The sequence below is a fragment of the Pseudomonas botevensis genome, assembly GCF_019145475.1.
In the GTDB taxonomy this organism is placed as follows: Bacteria; Pseudomonadota; Gammaproteobacteria; order Pseudomonadales; family Pseudomonadaceae; genus Aquipseudomonas; species Aquipseudomonas botevensis.
This window is the reverse complement of sequence record NZ_JAHTKI010000008.1, coordinates 146,781-164,762: the sequence shown is the minus strand read 5'-3', so window position 1 is coordinate 164,762 and position 17,982 is coordinate 146,781. Positions and strand designations below refer to the sequence as shown.

The 17,982-nt window shown below is 60.7% G+C and carries 22 protein-coding genes; 15 read left to right on the top strand and 7 right to left on the bottom strand.

What is annotated here, in order from left to right:
* Positions 1–2: 2 nt before the first annotated feature.
* Positions 3–1,022 carry a DUF4917 family protein gene (locus KVQ74_RS12895; RefSeq protein WP_217831459.1) on the bottom strand — a complete coding sequence of 340 codons (1,020 nt, stop codon included), beginning with the start codon at positions 1,020–1,022 and terminating at the stop codon, positions 3–5.
* A 155-nt stretch (positions 1,023–1,177) separates the two neighbouring features.
* Here KVQ74_RS12895 and yiaY point away from each other — a divergent pair, with 155 nt between their 5' ends.
* The 5 genes from yiaY to KVQ74_RS12870 all read left to right on the top strand — a co-directional run bounded on the left by yiaY (position 1,178) and on the right by KVQ74_RS12870 (position 7,022).
* A complete protein-coding gene (gene yiaY, locus KVQ74_RS12890) occupies positions 1,178–2,326 on the top strand; it encodes an L-threonine dehydrogenase (RefSeq protein WP_217831458.1) in 1,149 nt (382 codons plus the stop codon).
* Between the two features lie 68 nt (positions 2,327–2,394).
* Entirely contained in the window at positions 2,395–3,303 is a 909-nt protein-coding gene (locus KVQ74_RS12885) for a LysR family transcriptional regulator (RefSeq protein WP_217831457.1), read from the top strand.
* Between the two features lie 185 nt (positions 3,304–3,488).
* Positions 3,489–4,682 (top strand): CaiB/BaiF CoA transferase family protein, encoded by a 1,194-nt coding sequence (locus KVQ74_RS12880; protein WP_217831456.1) that lies wholly within the window; start codon positions 3,489–3,491, stop codon positions 4,680–4,682.
* Complete coding sequence (locus tag KVQ74_RS12875; protein ID WP_217831455.1) at positions 4,679–5,605, top strand: hydroxymethylglutaryl-CoA lyase; 927 nt, start codon at positions 4,679–4,681, stop codon at positions 5,603–5,605. The genes KVQ74_RS12880 and KVQ74_RS12875 overlap by 4 nt, the downstream gene beginning before the upstream one ends.
* An 85-nt stretch (positions 5,606–5,690) precedes the next feature.
* Positions 5,691–7,022, top strand: a complete 1,332-nt coding sequence (locus KVQ74_RS12870; protein ID WP_217831454.1) for an MFS transporter — start codon at positions 5,691–5,693, stop codon at positions 7,020–7,022.
* Positions 7,023–7,089: 67 nt separating this feature from the next.
* On the opposite strand, the gene KVQ74_RS12865 is transcribed toward KVQ74_RS12870, so the two are convergent.
* Positions 7,090–7,575 (bottom strand): DMT family transporter, encoded by a 486-nt coding sequence (locus tag KVQ74_RS12865; RefSeq protein WP_217831453.1) that lies wholly within the window; start codon positions 7,573–7,575, stop codon positions 7,090–7,092.
* 78 nt (positions 7,576–7,653) lie between these two features.
* On the opposite strand from KVQ74_RS12865, the gene KVQ74_RS12860 reads away from it, so the two are divergent.
* The 8 genes from KVQ74_RS12860 (at position 7,654) to KVQ74_RS12825 (ending at position 13,453) form a co-directional block, all read left to right on the top strand.
* Positions 7,654–8,565, top strand: coding sequence for a LysR substrate-binding domain-containing protein (locus tag KVQ74_RS12860; protein WP_217831452.1), 912 nt, complete (start codon positions 7,654–7,656; stop codon positions 8,563–8,565).
* Positions 8,566–8,585: 20 nt separating this feature from the next.
* Positions 8,586–9,296, top strand: a complete 711-nt coding sequence (locus tag KVQ74_RS12855) for a PA3715 family protein (protein WP_217831451.1) — start codon at positions 8,586–8,588, stop codon at positions 9,294–9,296.
* Positions 9,297–9,332: 36 nt separating this feature from the next.
* Positions 9,333–10,049: a PA3715 family protein gene (locus tag KVQ74_RS12850; protein WP_217831450.1), complete on the top strand. Its 717-nt coding sequence runs from the start codon at positions 9,333–9,335 to the stop codon at positions 10,047–10,049.
* A 4-nt stretch (positions 10,050–10,053) separates the two neighbouring features.
* Positions 10,054–10,470: a fosfomycin resistance glutathione transferase gene (gene fos, locus KVQ74_RS12845; RefSeq protein ID WP_217831449.1), complete on the top strand. Its 417-nt coding sequence runs from the start codon at positions 10,054–10,056 to the stop codon at positions 10,468–10,470.
* Between the two features lie 61 nt (positions 10,471–10,531).
* Complete coding sequence (locus KVQ74_RS12840) at positions 10,532–11,170, top strand: LysE family translocator (RefSeq protein WP_217831448.1); 639 nt, start codon at positions 10,532–10,534, stop codon at positions 11,168–11,170.
* A gap of 78 nt (positions 11,171–11,248) precedes the next feature.
* Entirely contained in the window at positions 11,249–12,598 is a 1,350-nt protein-coding gene (locus KVQ74_RS12835; RefSeq protein WP_217831447.1) for a sensor domain-containing protein, read from the top strand.
* A 117-nt stretch (positions 12,599–12,715) separates the two neighbouring features.
* Positions 12,716–12,874: a KGG domain-containing protein gene (locus tag KVQ74_RS12830; RefSeq protein ID WP_108590648.1), complete on the top strand. Its 159-nt coding sequence runs from the start codon at positions 12,716–12,718 to the stop codon at positions 12,872–12,874.
* A 75-nt stretch (positions 12,875–12,949) separates the two neighbouring features.
* Entirely contained in the window at positions 12,950–13,453 is a 504-nt protein-coding gene (locus KVQ74_RS12825; protein ID WP_217831446.1) for a DUF4142 domain-containing protein, read from the top strand.
* Between the two features lie 59 nt (positions 13,454–13,512).
* Here the strand turns inward: KVQ74_RS12825 and KVQ74_RS12820 are convergent, their stop codons facing one another.
* From KVQ74_RS12820 to KVQ74_RS12810, 3 genes are all read right to left on the bottom strand, one after another.
* A complete protein-coding gene (locus KVQ74_RS12820; protein ID WP_217831445.1) occupies positions 13,513–13,923 on the bottom strand; it encodes a low affinity iron permease family protein in 411 nt (136 codons plus the stop codon).
* 138 nt (positions 13,924–14,061) lie between these two features.
* Complete coding sequence (locus KVQ74_RS12815) at positions 14,062–14,601, bottom strand: AidA/PixA family protein (RefSeq protein WP_217831444.1); 540 nt, start codon at positions 14,599–14,601, stop codon at positions 14,062–14,064.
* A gap of 124 nt (positions 14,602–14,725) precedes the next feature.
* A complete protein-coding gene (locus KVQ74_RS12810) occupies positions 14,726–15,229 on the bottom strand; it encodes an inclusion body family protein (protein ID WP_217831443.1) in 504 nt (167 codons plus the stop codon).
* A gap of 369 nt (positions 15,230–15,598) precedes the next feature.
* Here KVQ74_RS12810 and tam point away from each other — a divergent pair, with 369 nt between their 5' ends.
* Together tam and KVQ74_RS12800 are read left to right on the top strand one after the other, a co-directional pair.
* Complete coding sequence (gene tam, locus KVQ74_RS12805; protein ID WP_217831442.1) at positions 15,599–16,369, top strand: trans-aconitate 2-methyltransferase; 771 nt, start codon at positions 15,599–15,601, stop codon at positions 16,367–16,369.
* Positions 16,370–16,915: 546 nt separating this feature from the next.
* The gene (locus KVQ74_RS12800) at positions 16,916–17,284 is read left to right on the top strand and encodes a DUF6124 family protein (RefSeq protein WP_217831441.1); all 369 of its coding nucleotides are present in this window, start codon (positions 16,916–16,918) and stop codon (positions 17,282–17,284) included.
* Positions 17,285–17,339: 55 nt separating this feature from the next.
* On the opposite strand, the gene KVQ74_RS12795 is transcribed toward KVQ74_RS12800, so the two are convergent.
* Together KVQ74_RS12795 and KVQ74_RS12790 are read right to left on the bottom strand one after the other, a co-directional pair.
* A complete protein-coding gene (locus KVQ74_RS12795; RefSeq protein WP_217831440.1) occupies positions 17,340–17,747 on the bottom strand; it encodes a type II toxin-antitoxin system HicB family antitoxin in 408 nt (135 codons plus the stop codon).
* Positions 17,748–17,779: 32 nt separating this feature from the next.
* Complete coding sequence (locus tag KVQ74_RS12790; RefSeq protein ID WP_085710214.1) at positions 17,780–17,959, bottom strand: type II toxin-antitoxin system HicA family toxin; 180 nt, start codon at positions 17,957–17,959, stop codon at positions 17,780–17,782.
* Between the last annotated feature and the right edge of the window lie 23 nt (positions 17,960–17,982).

Sequence of the window (17,982 nt, the reverse complement as noted above, 5' to 3'; positions counted from 1 at the left end):
GCCTAGCTCTCGACAGGTACTGATAACATCGGTCTACCGAGCGCATGACTCTTGGAATCAAAGAACCGCAGCTCGACCCCGGTCCCGTCGAACAGCTTGGTGTAGTAGCGTTTCTGGTGCTGAATGAACGCTGCGCTGCGTGGATAGATCGAGATCGCCACGGCCTTCGGCTTCGCCAGGCGCAAGGCACGGACGATGTGGCTGTCCTGCTCACCGAGGGCATGGCCGAAGATGCACAGATTGTCGCCATGGCTCAGTAGCTGGTCGTGGCAGAACGACAGGTAGTCCGAGCTGCGAATGGTCTTGAGTTTGTCCGCGCTCGGCCCTTCGTTGACTAACAGCGGTACGTCGTCGAGGGTCTTGAGGGTGTTGTTGATCGCGAAATTGCCCAGCAGCGTGCCCTCGGTGGAGGTCAGCTTGCGCGCGGTGCCGTCCTGATTGCGCACCAGATGCAGGCCGCCGTGCAGGTACAGCAGACGGGTTTTTTCGCTGGCGCTTTCGCACAGGTCGAAACTCGCATCCGGGCCGTTGAACAGATCGTCGACGGCGTTGCCGTTGTGTTGCACGGCCCAGTAATTGAGCAGGTCGTAATTGGTGGTGAACACCGTGCGATAGCGCGCCAGTTCTTCGTTCAGCGTCGCCAGGGTCGACGCTGCGATCAGCCGCCACGGAATGTGTACCGCATGCACTGTGTTGATCAGCGCTTCCTTGATCGCGTAGTAACGGTTGCGCGGTGCCGCCGAGCTGACGGCCAGTGCCTTGTTGACCCGGCTGGTGACTTTCAGCGCGCCGAGCACCTGCTCGAAACTGCGCGTCTGCATCGCGTCGAACACGCTCAGTTCCGACGGGCTCAGCGGTTTCTCTTCCACTGTGCGGGCATTTTCGAACAGCGAGTCGTAGCCGAAATCGTCCCACACCGCACGGCTGGCGCCGTTGCCCACCAGCAAGCCACTGAAGGCGATGGCCGCGCGCAGGGCGCTCCAGTCTTCAAGTGTGGCGTCGACATCCAGAAAATCGGTCATGCGCGGCAAGTCTCAAAACAAAGGGGCTGATGGGCGGCGACTTTATCACGAGCGGGCATTGAGCCAGATCAACATCCGCCGTGACCGATCGGTCGATGCTGTGTGCATCCGCCGGATCGCGGTAGTCGAAACGGCCTCAGTCAGGAGACGCGCGCATGAGCAGCACCTTTTTCATTCCCGCCGTAAACATCATGGGCAGCGGCTGCCTGGACGAAGCCATGGATGCGATTCGCAACTACGGATTTCGCAAGGCGCTGATCGTCACTGACGCCGGTCTGGCCAAGGCCGGCGTGGCGACCCTGATCGCCGAGAAACTGGCGATGCAGGACATCGACTCGGTGGTGTTCGACGGCGCCAAGCCGAACCCGAGCATCGCCAATGTCGAGGCCGGCCTGGAGATGCTGCGCCTGCATCGCTGCGATTTTGTGGTGTCCCTGGGCGGCGGTTCGCCCCACGACTGTGCCAAGGGCATTGCCCTGTGTGCGACCAACGGCGGGCAGATCCGCGACTACGAAGGTGTCGATCGATCGGCCAAGGCGCAATTGCCGCTGATCGCGATCAACACCACCGCCGGCACCGCCAGCGAGATGACTCGCTTTTGCATCATCACCGACGAGAGCCGCCATGTGAAAATGGCCATCGTCGACCGCAACGTCACGCCGCTGCTGTCGGTGAATGACCCGGCGCTGATGGTGGCGATGCCGAAAGGTCTGACAGCGGCGACCGGCATGGACGCACTGACCCACGCCATCGAAGCCTACGTGTCCACCGCCGCCAATCCGATCACCGACGCCTGCGCATTGAAGGCGATGACCCTGATCAGCAACAACCTGCGTCTGGCGGTGCGTGACGGTCACGACATCGCCGCGCGGGAAAACATGGCCTACGCGCAGTTCCTCGCCGGCATGGCGTTCAACAATGCGTCCCTCGGGTATGTCCATGCGATGGCGCACCAGTTGGGCGGTTTCTACGACTTGCCCCACGGCGTCTGCAACGCGGTGTTGCTGCCCCATGTGCAGACGTTCAACGCGCTGGTGTGTGCGGATCGGCTCACCGATGTGGCGCATGCGATGGGCGCCGACATCCGTGGTTTCAGCGCGGAGGAGGGCGCGCAAGCGGCCATCGGCGCGATTCGTTGCCTGGCCAGGGACGTCGATATTCCCGGCGGCCTGCGCGACCTCGGCGCCAAGCTCACCGACATCCCGGTGCTCGCCGCCAACGCCCTGAAAGACGCCTGCGGGCTGACCAATCCACGGGCGGCGGATCAGCGCCAGATCGAAGAGATTTTCCGCAGCGCGTTTTGAAGCGGGCAGGGTTTGGATGAACGGGTTTATGCTGCGCGTTCGTCCGAGCTGCCATTGCCGAGTCCTGCATGCTGCAAAGAAGCCTGATCCGCCGCCTCGACCTGATTACCCTGCAACTGTTCGTCGCCGTCCACGAAGAGGGCACGCTGACCCGCGCGGCCGCCCGCGAGGCCATCGCGGTGTCGGCGGCCAGCAAACGCCTGATGGAGCTGGAAGAGGCGCTGGGCATCAGCCTGTTCATGCGTCAGGCCAAGGGCATGACTCTGACGCCGGCCGGCGAAACCCTGTTGCACCATGCCCGGCAGATGCTGTTCAACGTCGAGAAAATGGGCCTGGAACTGGGCGAACACAGCCACGGCGTGCGCGGTTACGTGCGGATGCTGGCGAACCTGTCGGCGATCATTCAGTTTCTCCCCGAAGACCTGCGCGACTTCTCCGCCCGTCATCCGCAGGTCAAGACCGACCTTGAAGAACGGCCCAGTGACGGGGTCATCAAGGGTGTGCTCGATGGCGTCGCGGACTTCGGTATCTGCTCCAGCGACAGCGACATCAAGGGCCTGCACAGCGTGCTCTATCGCCAGGACAAACTGGTGGTGGTGATGTTGCCGGAACACCCGTTGGCCCTGCGCGAGTCGCTGGCCTTCAGCGAAACCCTCGACAGCGATTACGTCGGCCTGCACGCCGCCAGTTCGATCAACATGCGCACCCACGCCGCCGCGCGCCAGGCCGGCAAAGTCCTGCGCATCCGCATCCATGTGCCGGGTTTCGACGCGGTGTGCCGGATGGTCCAGGCCAACATGGGCATCGGCATCCTGCCGCAACGGGCCTATGAATTGTTCGGCCGTGCGCTGGGGCTGACGGCGGTGCCGTTGACCGATGACTGGTCGGATCGTGCGTTGATCATGGTGGTGCGCGACGAGGCCGGGTTATCGCCGGTGAGCCGGGTGTTGTTCGAGCATTTGCGCGGGCAGGATTGAGGGCCGTTCTGTGTTCGCCGCGAACCGTGTGGGAATGAGCTTGCCCACGAAGGCGACCGTCTGTTCTGCGCATCTCCGGCGGGCGTTCGCATTTCGCGAACGCCCGTTGCCGAGTGAAGGTTGGATTGCTTCGCTGACGCTCCTCTAGCCTTGGCAGCAATTCCAAGAACAAGAGGTACGCTGCAATGACTGCCCCCTTGAGTGCGATCAAAGTGATCGAGATCGGCACCCTGATTGCCGCGCCGTTTGCCGCGCGCATGCTCGCCGAATTCGGCGCCGAGGTGATCAAGATCGAAGCCATGGGTCAGGGCGACCCGCTGCGCAAATGGCGCAAGCTGCACGAAGGAACGTCGCTGTGGTGGTACTTGCAATCGCGTAACAAGAAATCCCTGGCACTGAATCTCAAGTCCGCCGAAGGCATCGAACTGGTCAAGCAACTGGCGCGCGATGCCGACGTGATCATCGAGAACCTGCGCCCCGGCGCCCTGGAAAAACTCGGCCTCGGCTGGGAGGTGTTACACGCGCTGAATCCCGACCTGACCCTCGTGCGCATCTCCGGCTACGGCCAGACCGGCCCCTACCGCGACCGCCCCGGTTTCGGCGCCATCGGCGAGGCCATGGGCGGCATTCGCTACACCACCGGCACTCCCGGTTCGCCACCGGCGCGGGTCGGGGTGAGTCTCGGTGATTCGCTGGCCTCGCTGCATGCGGTGATCGGCGCGCTGATGTCGCTGCTGCGGGTCAAGACCGGGCAGGGCGGTGGTCAGATCGTCGATGTGTCGCTGGCCGAAAGCGTGTTCAACGTCATGGAAAGCCTGGTGCCGGAATACGACATGCTCGGGCATGTCCGTGAACGCAGCGGCGGCGCACTGCCGGGCATCGCCCCCTCCAACACCTACCTCACGGCGGACGGCGCCTATGTGGTGATCGCCGGTAACAGCGACCCGATCTACAAGCGCCTGATGCAAGTGATTGGCCGCAACGATCTGGCCGAAGCCGAAGAATTCGCCCACAACGATGGCCGCGCGGCCAAGAGTGGTCTGCTCGATGCCGCCATCACCCACTGGACCAGCAGCCTGCCGATCGATGATGTACTCGCCGCGCTGGAGGCCGCCGAAGTGCCGGCCGGGCGGATCTACTCGGTGGCCGACATCGTCGCCGATCCGCACTATCAGGCACGCGGCATGCTGCTCGACGCCGCACTGCCGGACGGGGCGACAGTAAAAATGCCGGGCATCGTGCCCAAACTTTCAGAAACCCCCGGCGGCGTTAACTGGTCGGGACCCGGACTGGGCCAACACACCGATGGCATCCTCGGCGACCTCGGCCTGACTGCGTCGGACATTCAACGTCTGAAAACCCAGGGAGTGGTGCAATGATCACCGATTACTCGCAAGCCTTGATCGTCCAGGAAGTCTCCCCCCGGGACGGCTTGCAAATCGAACCGACCTGGGTCGAGACCGAAGACAAGATCGCCCTCATCGATCAACTGTCGCTGGCCGGATTCAGCCGCATCGAGGCTGGCTCGTTCGTCTCGCCCAAAGCCATTCCGGCGCTGCGCGACGGCGAGCAGGTGTTCACCGGTATTCAGCGGCAACCGGGGCTGATTTACGTGGCGTTGATTCCCAACCTCAAGGGCGCGCAGCGCGCGCTGGAGGCCGAGGCGGATGAGCTGAACCTGGTGATGTCCGCCAGCCAGAGCCACAACCTGGCGAACATGCGCATGAGCTGCGAAGCCTCGCTTTCGGCGTTCGCGCAAATCGTCGAGTTCACCCGCGGCACCGGTGTGCGGCTCAACGGCAGCATCGCCACGACGTTTGGTTGTCCGTTCGAAGGCTGGATCGACGAGGATCGGGTGCTGCAAATCGTCGATGCCTATCAGCAACTTGGCATTCCGGGGATCACCCTGGCCGACACCACCGGCATGGCCAATCCGCGACAGGTCGATCGGCTGGTACGACGGGTGTTGCAGCGTGTCTCGCCGGCTGACCTGACCCTGCACTTTCACAACACCCGTGGCCTGGGGTTGTGCAACGTGCTGGCGGCCTACGAGGCGGGCGCCCGGCGTTTCGACGCGGCGCTCGGCGGCCTCGGTGGTTGCCCGTTTGCACCGGGCGCATCGGGAAATATCTGCACCGAAGACCTGGTGAACCTCTGCGATGAAGTCGGCATCCACACCGGCATCGATCTACCGCTGCTGCTGAAACTGTCCCGAGGGTTGCCGGCACTGCTGGGGCACGAGGTCCCCGGACAACTGGCGAAGGCCGGGCGCAATTGCGATCTGCACCCGATCCCTGGCTGAGGCCTGGCCGCCACGGAAAACCTGCTCCACCACCAGACAACAAAAACAATCGGACGCCCCTGGCAGTCCGCCTGGAGAAAACGCTATGAGCCTCAATGTAATGGAGGCGGGCGTGAGCCCGTCCGTCGATCTCGACGCCGAAAAAGCCCTGGTCAGCAAAGTCGCCTGGCGCCTGATGCCGTTGATCATGGTCTGCTACCTGTTCGCGTTTTTCGACCGCATCAACATCAGCTTTGCCAAGTTCCAGTTGCAGGCTGATCTGAGCCTGAGTGACACCGCCTACGGCCTTGGCGCGGGGCTGTTCGTGGTCGGTTACGTGTTGTTCGAAGTGCCGAGCAACATGATGCTGTACAAGGTCGGCGCCCGGCGCTGGATCGCCCGGATCATGATGTCCTGGGGCGTGGCGACCGCGCTGATGGTGTTCGTCAACACTGAATGGCAGTTCTACGTGCTGCGTTTTCTCATCGGCGCGATGGAGGCCGGTTTTGCCCCCGGCGTGCTGTATTACCTGACGCTGTGGTTTCCGCAGCACTTCCGTGGGCGCATCACTTCGATGCTGTTCCTCGCTTCGGCGTTTGCCGGGCTGGTCGGCGCGCCGTTCTCCGGGCTGGTGCTGGAACACCTCGACGGCGTGCTGCAAATGCGTGGCTGGCACTGGCTGTTCCTGCTGGGTGGCGTGCCGTGTGTCGGCCTCGGTTTCCTGGTGCTGACCCTGCTCAAGGATCGGATTGAGGACGCCCACTGGCTGACCCCGGACGAGAAAAAACTGCTGTCCAGCCGCATCGCCCATCACGAACCCCACAAGAGCGGCGGCTCGTTGCTGGCGGCGCTGAAAATCCCGGGATTCCTGACTCTGGGGCTGATCTACTTCCTGATCCAGGTGGCGTCCTATGGCCTCAACTTCTGGGCGCCGCAGCTGATCCGCAGCGCCGGCACCGAGAGCCCGGTGATGATCGGTTTGCTGACTTCGATCCCGTACATCTGTGGTGCCATCAGCATGGTGGTGATCGGTCGGTTGTCCGACGCTACCGGCGAGCGGCGCAAGTTTGTCGCCGGGCTGGTGGTCGTCGGCGCCATCGGTTTCTTCAGCGCCGGGATCTTCGCCAGCCACACCACGTTCCTGATCGTCGCCCTTGGCCTGCTCGGCGCCGGCATCATCGCTTCGATCCCGAGCTTCTGGACCCTGCCACCGAAATTGCTGGCCGGAGCGGGCGCCGGCGCGGCGGGCGGGATCGCGGTCATCAACACCCTGGGCCAGTTCGGCGGGATCGTCAGCCCGGTGATGGTGGGCCGGATCAAGGACCTGACCGGCAGTACCACGCCAGCGCTGTATGTCATCGGCGTGGCGGCGCTGATTGCGGCGGCGTTGCTGCTGTGGGGGGTGCCGCAGAAACTGCGCACGCTCGACAAGGGTTGAACCATTGAAAAGATCGCAGCCGGCGACAGCTCCGTGTAGTTGTCGCTGGCTGTGATCTTTTTGCCTTTCATTGCGCTGACAAGGCTCTCGCCCCGGAATTGCCAAACTGAATCAACATCACCCCGGCAATCAGCAGCACAGCCCCGAACACCCGAGGCAACGTCAGTTGTTTCTCCACCAGCCCGAACAAGCCGAAGTGGTCCAGCACTATCGACGTCAGCACTTGCCCGGCCAACGCCAATGCCACAAAACCCGAAGCCCCCAGCTTCGGCAGCAGCACCACGGCCAGCGCCACGAAACACACGCCGAACGCGCCACCGGTCCACATCCACAAGGGTGCCTTGGCCATCATCGCCAGGGAGGGCAATGGCAGACGTAACGCGACCATCACCGGCAGCAACACCAGCACACTCATCACCAGCGAGGCGAACGTCGCCCACAGCGGATGCCCTACGCTGCGAGCCAGGTTGGCGTTGATCGCACTCTGAAACGGCACCACCGCGCCGGCCAACGCCGCCAGCAACAACAGACCAGTCCAATGCAAGGTACTCATGATCGTTCTCCAGCAAGGTTTTGCTGGACTCTAGGTCATTCGTCGAGCAGATTTAAATTCCGTTTTTTCATCAGGAACATGCATTGGATGAATGACCTGCGCCGCATCGACCTCAACCTGCTGGTGATCCTCGACGCCTTGCTCAACGAACAGCACGTCACCCGCGCGGCGGAGCGTCTGCACCTGAGTCAGCCGGCGGTCAGCCACGCCCTGGCGCGACTGCGCGATCTGCTCGGCGATCCGTTGTTGGTACGCGCCGGCTCAAGTCTGGCGCCCACGGCCCGGGCGCTGGAGCTGGTGGCGCCCCTGGCCGAAGCGCTGGCTCAGGTGCAATCACTGCTGGCGCCCAACACCTTCGATCCGGCCAGCGCCCGCCGCACTTTTCGCATCGCGATGTCCGACTATGGCGCGGCGATCATCCTGCCCGGCCTGATCGGCACACTGCGTCGAGAAGCGCCGGGCATCGACCTGCAAATCAGCCACGCCAGCCGTGAGGGCATGCTCGAAGGCGTGCTCAACGGTGACATCGATATCGCTGCTGGTGTATTCCCCGACCTGCCCCACGAACTGCGCAGCACACCGCTGTTCGAGGAACACTACGTCTGCCTCGTCGACCGCCAGAGCATGCCCGCCAACGGTATTCTCGACCTGCCGACCTACCTGTCGCGGCCTCACGTTTTGCTGGAAATGCGCGGCAGCGGCACCCCGGAAATCGAACGCACCCTGACCGCCCTGCGTGAACGCCGCCGCGTTGCCATCAGCCTGCCGCACTGGAGCGTCGCGCCGCAGATCATCAGCGGCACCGACCTGATCCTGACTGTCGCCTCCCGTGCACTGGACGACATCGACCCACAGACGCTGGTCGTCGTACCGCCACCGTTTGTCATCCCGCCGTTCAGCTTCGTGCTGACGTGGCACAAACGACGGGGTGGCGATCAGGCGTTGAATTGGTTGAATCAGCGGATCGGGGAGGGGATAGTGCGCGGCTGAAGTTCATCAAGGAGTGGGACGTGACAGTGAAGTCTGGATTGGTGTTTTGCGCAGTGTTGCTCGCAGGGCAGGCATCGGCTGATTGCACGCCAATGCCGGTGAAAGGGGATCAGGATTATTCGGTTTGCAAAGAATGGCCGGCGTATGAGGGATTGACTCTCAGTGCCTACGCTCATCTCAATCCCGCAGTTGCTGACGCGTTCGGCACCTATGATTTGGACGTGTCCGTTTTGAGTGAGGGCCATTCGGCTCCGATTGTGGCTTACCACCAAGCCGCTGCTTACACGCTTGAGGGTGTTGGATTGCAAGAGATAGCGCTGGATACCGCGCGCTACAAACTGGCTCCCGATCTACGGGCCTTTGGGGTTCGAGCCAGATTTAACAATGCATCTCGCCTCAACCCGGTGGAAGAAAACCAGCTCTCGCTCTATGTGAGAGAGGGCGCCAAACTGCGATCCGTTCTGAGTAAATTACTGGTCTATCAGTACGGCGGCGAGTGGGACGGCAATTGCGCAGGTGAGCGATTCGAGATCACGCGCACCGTTGAAATCGCCAAAACCAATTCTCACGGCTATGCGGACTTGATTGTCAAAACCCAGCAAACCCGTACGACAAGTGTGGGCGAAGGCGACGCCTGTGAAGATAAAACCATCATGGACAAACCCGTGTTGACAACCTTGCGCTACGACGGCGACTCCTACGCCGTGCCCATCGAGTTCAAGGGCCTGTAGCCGCGCCGGCAACATCATTTTTATCAAGGAAGAACCATGCTCACCCCAACCCGGCTTTTCATCGCCCTCAGCCTTTTCGCCTTCACTGCTCAAGCTCAGGCTGCGTGTGTGGTGAAGTCCTTTGACGGTCATTCCCTCTCACGCTGCAAGGGATGGCCGGCGTTCAAGGATCAGGCGATTTTCGTCAAATCGACCTTTGTCCCTGACTCCAGTGGTGACGATGCCGGGGTGTTCGATCTGGAACTTTCGCTTCTCAATTCCACCAACTGGAAGCCGATGGCGACTTACCTCAAGCCCGGTGCCTACAACTCCGACGCCATCAGTTTTGATGACCTGGTGATCGATACGGCGCGCTACCGGCTCGCCCCGGACGTCCGTGCGTTCGGCCTGCGGTCGCAGTTCGAGCACAGCTCCCGCGTCAATCCCTACTCGAAAACCGATCTGGCGCTGTATGTTCGTGAAGGCAATAAATTGCGCCCGGTGCTCGAAGGTCTGGTGGTCTACAAAAACAATGGCGAGTGGATGGATGACTGCGAAGGCGAAGGCCAGACCATTCGCCGAACCGTCGAAATCGGTCCGTTGAGCCACAACGGTTTCGCCGACCTTGTTGTCACTTCGAGCGGTTCGGCGCTTAAAACCTATGCGTCCGGCAAGGAATGCCTGTCCAAAACCACCGACCTGAAGAAAACCCAGCTGACCCTGACCTATGACGGCAAGCAATACACCGTTCCCGAAGACCTTAGAGGGTACTGATCCGATGCTCACCGGCCTCAACCACCTGACCCTCGCCGTCACTGACCTGGACCGCAGCCTCGCGTTCTACCGCGAGCTGCTGGGGTTGCGCGTTGACGCAACCTGGGACGCTGGTGCCTATCTGTCGCTACCCGGTCTTTGGTTGTGCCTGTCGCTCGATCCGCAACGCCGAGAGGAATCCGCCGCCGACTACACCCATTACGCGTTCAGCCTGAGCGCATCGGACTTCCCGGTTTTTGTGCAAACGCTGAAAACCGCGAACGTTCGTGAATGGCGTGACAACCGCAGCGAAGGGGCGTCGTTCTATTTCCTCGACCCGGACGGGCACAAGCTCGAAGCCCATGTCGGCGACCAGGCCTCGCGGCTGGCCGCGTGTCGGCTGAAGCCTTACACCGGAATGCGATTTTTCAGCGAGTCATGAACATCCAGCCATCGCTGGGATAGACTGACGGCCACGTTTTATGGCGCTTGCAGGTTTTTCCATGACTCCATCGTTGCTTATGGCCGTGCTGGCCTCGGGATTCATCTACGGCATCACACCGGGGCCGGGTGTGCTGGCGGTGTTCGGCATCGGCGCGGCGCGTGGGCGCCGGGCGGGCGCGGGATTTCTCTGTGGTCATCTGCTGGGGGACGTGGTCTGGTGCAGCACCGCGTTGGTCGCGATTGTCGGCGCCCGGGAAATCGGCAGCACCGCCTTCGACGTCCTCGGTGTGCTCAGCGGTCTGTACCTGTTCTGGCTCGGCTGGCGTGCGGTGCGGGCCAAGCGCAGCAACGGCGATCAGCCTCAGGGCGCGGCGCGCCAGCCGTTCTGGCACGGGATTCTGTTCGGCCTGACCAACCCCAAGGCCTACCCGGTGGCGGTGGCGACTTTCACCGCGTTGCTGTCGAGCCGTGCCGAGTTGCTCAACTGGTCGATGCTGCCGATGTTGATTGCCTTGAGTTTCCTCGGCGGATTGCTGGCCTACGCTATTCTCATTGGCATCGTCGGTGCCCGGCAGGTGCGTACCCTGTACCAGCGCCATGAACTGGCGATTACCCGGTTGTGCGGGGTGATGTTTATCGGTTTCGCCATCAATGCGTTGGTGCATGCGTTGCCGGGGCTGATGCCGAACAAGGCTTGAAGTCGATCGCAGGACGCGAAGTTGCCAGGTCAGGGATGGTTGATCAGTGCTGCATTGTCCGGATTCTCACGCTGAACCATGGAAAGCCGAAACTCCGCGCCGTTGGCGAGCTACATCGATCTGTTGCTGGATGCCGTCTGCGCGGTGGACAAACAGGGCCGCTTCGTTTTCGTCAGCGCGGCCTGTGAGCGTATTCTCGGGTACACGCCTGACGAGTTGATCGGTCAGGCGATGATCGATTTCGTTCACCCCGCCGACCGCGAGCGCACCCTGACGGCCGCCCGCGACATCATGGGCGGCGAGCCGAAAAACAATTTCGAGAACCGCTACGTGCGCAAGGATGGTAGCGTCGTCCACATCCTGTGGTCGGCGCGCTGGTCCGAGGTCGATCAACTGCGCATTGCCGTCGCCCGGGACATCACCGAGCGCAAACTGGCTGAGTCGCGCCAGGCGGCGTTGTATGCGATTTCCGAAGCGGCGCATGCGGCGGAAGATTTGCTGGCGCTGTTCAAGCGCATCCACCAGATCATCGGCGAGTGGCTGCCGGCGCTGAATTTTTCCGTGGCGCTGTACGACGAGCATTGCGCGCAACTGAACTTCCCGTATCACGTCGACGATAACGAGTTGCAGCCCGAACAACCCGGAACGGTGACCGGACGGCTGTGCGCCGAAGTGATCCGCAGTGGCCAGCCGATCCTGCTGACCCCGGACAGCCCCAACGCGCCCGCCGATTTCGCCGCGTTGGTGGCGGGGCAGTATTCGCCTTGCTGGCTCGGTGTACCGCTTAACTCGAAGAACGGCACCATCGGCGCGCTGATCGTCAAAAGCCTGGCCGGCGGCGAGCGCTACACCGAACAGGACAAAGAGTTGCTGCAATACGTCTGCGCCCAGGTCGCCACCGCCATCGAGCGTCAGCAATTGCACGCGCGCCTGCGACGCATGGCCCAGTACGACCAGTTGACCCAATTGCCCAACCGCGAACTGCTGCGCGAGCGACTCAAGGCTGCGCTGAACTGCGCCCGGGAACAGTCGGGACATATGGCGCTGCTGTATGTCGATCTGGATCGCTTCAAACAGGTCAACGACACTTTTGGTCATGCGGTGGGCGACATGTTGCTGCAGACCGTCGCCAATCGGCTCAAGGGCTGCGTGCGTGAAACCGACACCGTAGCCCGGATCGGCGGCGACGAATTCGTGATTCTGTTGCACAGCGTTCATGTCGCCGACGATGCCGACAGCGTGGCCGAGAAGATCCGTCAGGTGCTGATGCAGCCGATGCGCCTGGACGGTCACAACCTGCACATCGAGCCGAGCATTGGCGTTGCCCGCTATCCCGAACATGGCAACCATGAGCAGGAATTGTTCCGTCATGCCGACCAGGCGATGTACACCGCCAAACGGCAGAATCACCGGGCGCTGGATAGCTGATGTGAGGTCGCCGTTCGTCGCGGCGACCGCAACTTTTCTAAACCTTTATCGTCGGCAAAATTCTCAATCTAGGCGGGCATCTTGCTCGCTACGATCATTACCAAGAGGTAGAGAATCATGCCTAACTCAAGAAACTCGAACTCGGGAAACTTCGCCAACGATCGAACCAAGGCGTCTGAAGCCGGTCGCAAAGGTGGGAAAACCACCACAACGACGGTCGACAAAGAGCCTGCAAAAGCAGAAACAGGCCGCAAGCCTGCTCAGAAATCGAAATAGTCGGTGAAGGTCGTTTTGATTGAGAGGCGGGAGCGCAAGCTCCCGCTTGAATGTGCCGAGAAGGAGGGCGCGACCATGAGCCGGATGGCCACCCGATTACGCAACGCCAGTTTTGTCACCCTGCTGGGCCTGTGCGCCAGCAGCGCTTTCGCCCAGTCGCCCGCCGACTTCATCAACGATGCCTCGGCCAAAGGCATGGCCGACATCGAAGCCAGTCGCCTGGCGCATCAAAAGTCCGAGTCCAAGGAGATCAAGGACTACACCATCGTCGTCATCAATGACCGCACCACCGCCAATCAGCACCTGGCGAAGATCGCGAGGAAACTCGACCTGCCCGTCGCCCCGCGTGAGGAGGTCATGGACAAGGCCAAGGCGCTGATTCCGGAGGTCAAGGACGGCGCGACTTTCGATCAGGCCTACGCGGCGAGTCAGGTCAAGGCGACCGAAGAAGCGATCCAGCAGATCCAGCAGGAAGCCCAGACCACCGACGTACCGGAGATCAAGGCCTTCGCCGATGAGACACTGCCCAAACTGCAAAACCATCTGGAAATGGCCCGGGCACTGCAGGCCAGTCGCTGACCCCGGACAAACCATAAAACAGTGGCGAGGGAGCAACTACCCTCGCCACTGTTTTGCTGTCAGCACTCATTCAGATCCTGTTTTGGCTTGCTCTTTTCCCCCAGCCCGTCAAGGTTGAACACCTCGCCTTCGCCCAATGCCCGGTAGTGCTTGCGCAGCGCCTCCAATTGCTTGAGATCCAGTGCTTCCAGCCCGAGCATCGCGTTCTGCGCCTCCTTGGTCACCAGCAACAGCTCGTCGATCTTCAAATGCAGAATGTCGGTGTCGCGGTTCTGCGTGTTCTGGATCAGGAACACCATCAGGAACGTGATGATCGTGGTCGAGGTGTTGATGATCAGTTGCCAGGTGTCGTTGTAATCGAAAATCGGCCCGCTCAACCCCCACAGCCCAATCAGAATCAAAGCGCCCATGAACGTCTTCGGACTACCCGCCCACAGGGCGAGCTTCTGGGAAAGTTTCGCGAATTTCATTGCCGTGTTCCTTATGGGAGGGGCCTGAAATTCTGACAGCGGGGGAGTGGGGAAAATTCTACTTATAAATGCTTGTTGGCTCCGCGAGCTCCTGGCTCTGCATCTGCTGAGAAAACCGGCTCATTGGCCGGATTTCCGCTAAACCGCAACCTCGACTTCAACCACCCACTTGAAATACCCCGCAGCCTCACATCGCTGATTGACCAGCATCAGGCACAACTCGAATTCGACCTTGCCTGGAGCCTTGGGCGTACTCGCCCAGTAATGGTCATGGGCCTTCTGGTTGCCCGGCTCGCTCGGGGCGTCGGGTTGCGGGGCGGGGATCGTGAGGTCCGGGTGGACTTCCAGATGAGGGGCTGAAAGTACCGTGTCGGTATCGACTGTCATGCCGTAGATCACAACGCTGTGTTCGGCGATGAGGCTGACGGTTCTGCCGCGAAAATGAATGTCGCGGCCCATTGTGCCGGGTAGTCTGATTTTGCTGTCATTAGTAACAATTTCTTTCGGAATATCACCCACAACAAAAAGGATGAATCCGTCGCTGATGCTCGTGGGGTTTTCGGCATCGAGGCTGGGCTCTGGGTAGCGCGAAAGCAGGGATTCGGCATCGACGACCAACAGGACATTGTGGGCATTCGTGTCGTCGGGGGACGGTGGCGGGATCGGTTCGGAAGTCATCATGGATTCCTTTCATGATGTTGACACAAGACGGCAACCGCTTCGGTCGAGGTAAGACATCCTGTTCCGACCGGGCAGCAATGGAGCGGTCCGGCCCCTCGCTGACAAGGGGCCAGAAGCGTCGTCAGTTGTGAATCGAAATGAACGGATCCCACGAGCAGCAGCCGACGATCTGGCAGTTGCGATCGACGATCAGAAAGTGGAAGTGGTAAGTCACGCGACCGCAGGACAGGGTTTCCGAGGACCAGTAATGGTTATCGACTTTCTGGCAGCTGGGCACTGAAGGGTTGCTGGTGTTTGGCACTGCAACGCACGCCGTAGCCTTGCGCGGTGAGGGCGGGGAGATCAGATCGTTGCCCTGGTTACCGATGAACTTGTAGAAAATCACCGCGTTTTCGAAGCTCTGCGACAGGCTGGTTTCACGCCAGCGAATCAGGTCGCCGACCTGTGCCTTCAGATCCAGTTCACCACCGGCCTGGCCGCTGACCACGTTGTCCTGATTGGTCACCATGTAGACATGTTTCCAATCGATCAGCGTTGGCGAAGCAGGATTTTTACTGATGCCAGGATAGTTTTTCAGAATGGTTTCGGTGTCGATAGAGACAAGTACATCCGTGACTCGAGACATGGTAAAGCTCCTTTTTCAAAGTGGGCACCTGATTGCAATTCAGGTGCGACAACGTTGCTTGCCAAACTGGCCGTTGCGAACACACTACTGACGGAACCCACCGGTCACGAGAGATGAGCAGAATCTGCTCCCTGCAGGACAGCTGATGGGGCGGTTCCTTCCGCCTGCCGCAAATTGACTATAGGTAGATTTTTCATGCTGTCAAAACCGAGCTTATGTGGTTCGACGAACGGTCAGTCTGGTGATAAGCACCGAAGAATGGGTAATAAGGCCGGGCGGACATCGTTTGAAATGTGTCGGTCTGGAGCTGAGGCCTGCCCGGCCTGTATCGTAATGAACCTCTGGAACGCACCGTGTCAGGAGAACGCAATGAGTTGGTCCGCCAAACAATACGTCGCTTTCGAAGATGAACGCACCCGCCCGGCCCGTGATCTGCTCGCGGCGATTCCCCCGGCCCTGGCGCAGTCGGTGGTGGATATCGGTTGTGGTCCCGGCAACTCGACGGAGCTGCTGGTCGAGGCTTTTCCACAGGCCAGGGTGCAAGGGCTGGACAGTTCACCGGACATGATCGACGCGGCACGCAAGCGTCTGCCGCAGTTGCAGTTTGAGGTCGCAGATATTGATGCATGGAGCGATGAAGGTCCGTTCGATGTGATCTTCGCCAACGCGGTGTTGCAGTGGGTGCCTGAGCACGAGACGTTGCTGCCGGCGCTGGCGGGCAAATTGGCGTCGGGTGGCAGTCTGGCGATCCAGATGCCGGATAACCTCAATGAGCCGTCTCATCGCCTGATGCGTGAAGTCGCCGCCAATGGCCCATGGGCAGGGAAACTCGCCGGGGCTGCCGGGCAGCGCACCGAGATGGCAGATGCCAGCGGTTACTTCTCGATGCTGCGGCCGCATTGTTCGCGGGTCGATGTGTGGCGCACGACTTATCACCATCAGTTGTCGGGCGGCGCGGCAGGGGTGGTGGAGTGGTTCAAGGGCAGTGGGTTGATTCCGTTTCTCAGCCCTTTGACCGAGGCCGAGCGAGAGGATTATCTGAAACAATATCTGGCGGCGGTTGCGCGGGCCTATCCGGCGTTGCCCGATGGTTCGGTGCTGTTGCCGTTTCCACGGTTATTCATTGTGGCGACGCGTTGAGATGGGGTTGTGTGGTGCGGCCTCAATCCCTGCCCCTCACCCCGGCCCTCTTTCGGGGGATAGGACGCTGATCTTCATGCAGTTCAGATTCTGGTTTCGACGCGATATCCCGGGCCTACGTAACTCGTACGATCGACACGGTCAGCCCCCTCTCCCTCCGGGAGAGGGTTAGGGTGAGGGGCTTTTGAAGGTACGGCCCTGCCGGATGAACCCAAAACAGGTCCCATGTTTAAAGGTTGTGTCGAATTTGCCGAACTTTCCCACGCTCTTTTCAGGTTGTCCGTCGGAAGTCCGATCTCTAGCCTTTAGTCGTCGCTGTTGATTCAGCGATCGGGATTGGAACCCCGAGGATAATCGGAAGTAAAAGCACCTTTCGTGACGTATGCTTGCGCACGTTTTATGTGAGCACTCCGTTATGGTGGCTGTGCGCGGGAGGCCTTCGAGTCTGCCGGGTTTTCCGTTTCCCCGGGTTCCAACCTGCGTACAGCTGCCACCCTTCGCGTGGAACCGAATGGTCAGCACTCACGAAATAAACGGGATGACACTATGAAAAAACCAACACCCAACCCACCCGAAGTCGAAACCGATCCAACCTCGCCCTACGAATCCATCGACTCCAGAAAACTCCACGACGCGGCTGAGCGCGCCCTCGATCACTACCTCGTCTCGTCCGCGTCCATCATGCACTGCGCCCATGAACCCGAGCCCATGTACCTCGCCAACCCGAAGTACAACGCCGAATCCCTGTTGGCCAACGCCAGCGAGACCCTGGGTTCAGCGACCGAGATGCTCAACAACTTTGCCGCGACGCTGGACAGCTCCTGCCGAAAGACTGCGCTGGGCATTGCCCAGGTAGTGATGGTGGCGGAGTTGGCGGTGAACCAGGCGCTGGATCACGTTGAGCTGAACGAGTAGCTTTCGGCTGGCCTGAAAAAAACCGGTCATGACGACCGGTTTTTTCGCTCTGAAATCAACCCTTCTGCAAAACCTTGAGCGCGGCAGATGCCAGAAACCCCGAGCGGCTTTTTTCCTCCGGGTGATGCAGCACGTATTCATCAATACGATTAAGCAAATAACCCGGCAACGTGATGTTGAGTTTCTGCGCCTTCCCCAGGTACTTGGTCACGTCGATGTCCACCACTGCCCAAGTGCAACCGGCGTACTTCGGATTGGCAGCATGCAGTGTGACCTTGCTGGCGGGTGGAATCGGCGCGCCGTCTTCGGCGAGAATCTCGAAGTGACCTTCAATGGCTTCCCGCGCCATGGCCATCGCATCGTCCAGATCGTCTCCGGCGGAGTAGCAGCCAGGAATGTCCGGCACCTCCACTCCCCAGGCGTGTTCTTCATCACCTATTGAAATCGCAATTGGGTAGAGCATCTGTTGTTCTCCATGGCTGCTGTTCAAACCCGTCAAAGCAGCGCCTGTTGCAAAATGCTGATGGCCGTCTTCTTGAGCAAATCCTTTTTCGGATGAGGCACCGTCACCAGACCGGGTTTGGTCGGGTGTTTGAAGTGATGGTGGCTGCCTCTGATCCGTACCAGATACCAACCGTCCGCGACGAGTTGGCCGATTAAAAAACGGCTGTTCACAACACCTCCTTGTGATGTGATTG

Coding starts and splice junctions, on each gene's coding strand:
- KVQ74_RS12795 (WP_217831440.1), bottom strand. CDS start 17,747: ATGCTCTACCCAATTGCGATTTCAATAGGTGATGAAGAACACGCCTGG.
- KVQ74_RS12865 (WP_217831453.1), bottom strand. CDS start 7,575: ATGAGTACCTTGCATTGGACTGGTCTGTTGTTGCTGGCGGCGTTGGCC.
- KVQ74_RS12875 (WP_217831455.1), top strand. CDS start 4,679: ATGATCACCGATTACTCGCAAGCCTTGATCGTCCAGGAAGTCTCCCCC.
- KVQ74_RS12860 (WP_217831452.1), top strand. CDS start 7,654: ATGCATTGGATGAATGACCTGCGCCGCATCGACCTCAACCTGCTGGTG.
- KVQ74_RS12870 (WP_217831454.1), top strand. CDS start 5,691: ATGAGCCTCAATGTAATGGAGGCGGGCGTGAGCCCGTCCGTCGATCTC.
- KVQ74_RS12810 (WP_217831443.1), bottom strand. CDS start 15,229: ATGTCTCGAGTCACGGATGTACTTGTCTCTATCGACACCGAAACCATT.
- KVQ74_RS12840 (WP_217831448.1), top strand. CDS start 10,532: ATGACTCCATCGTTGCTTATGGCCGTGCTGGCCTCGGGATTCATCTAC.
- KVQ74_RS12895 (WP_217831459.1), bottom strand. CDS start 1,022: ATGACCGATTTTCTGGATGTCGACGCCACACTTGAAGACTGGAGCGCC.
- KVQ74_RS12815 (WP_217831444.1), bottom strand. CDS start 14,601: ATGACTTCCGAACCGATCCCGCCACCGTCCCCCGACGACACGAATGCC.
- tam (WP_217831442.1), top strand. CDS start 15,599: ATGAGTTGGTCCGCCAAACAATACGTCGCTTTCGAAGATGAACGCACC.
- KVQ74_RS12850 (WP_217831450.1), top strand. CDS start 9,333: ATGCTCACCCCAACCCGGCTTTTCATCGCCCTCAGCCTTTTCGCCTTC.
- KVQ74_RS12800 (WP_217831441.1), top strand. CDS start 16,916: ATGAAAAAACCAACACCCAACCCACCCGAAGTCGAAACCGATCCAACC.
- fos (WP_217831449.1), top strand. CDS start 10,054: ATGCTCACCGGCCTCAACCACCTGACCCTCGCCGTCACTGACCTGGAC.
- yiaY (WP_217831458.1), top strand. CDS start 1,178: ATGAGCAGCACCTTTTTCATTCCCGCCGTAAACATCATGGGCAGCGGC.
- KVQ74_RS12820 (WP_217831445.1), bottom strand. CDS start 13,923: ATGAAATTCGCGAAACTTTCCCAGAAGCTCGCCCTGTGGGCGGGTAGT.
- KVQ74_RS12880 (WP_217831456.1), top strand. CDS start 3,489: ATGACTGCCCCCTTGAGTGCGATCAAAGTGATCGAGATCGGCACCCTG.
- KVQ74_RS12825 (WP_217831446.1), top strand. CDS start 12,950: ATGAGCCGGATGGCCACCCGATTACGCAACGCCAGTTTTGTCACCCTG.
- KVQ74_RS12885 (WP_217831457.1), top strand. CDS start 2,395: ATGCTGCAAAGAAGCCTGATCCGCCGCCTCGACCTGATTACCCTGCAA.
- KVQ74_RS12830 (WP_108590648.1), top strand. CDS start 12,716: ATGCCTAACTCAAGAAACTCGAACTCGGGAAACTTCGCCAACGATCGA.
- KVQ74_RS12835 (WP_217831447.1), top strand. CDS start 11,249: ATGGAAAGCCGAAACTCCGCGCCGTTGGCGAGCTACATCGATCTGTTG.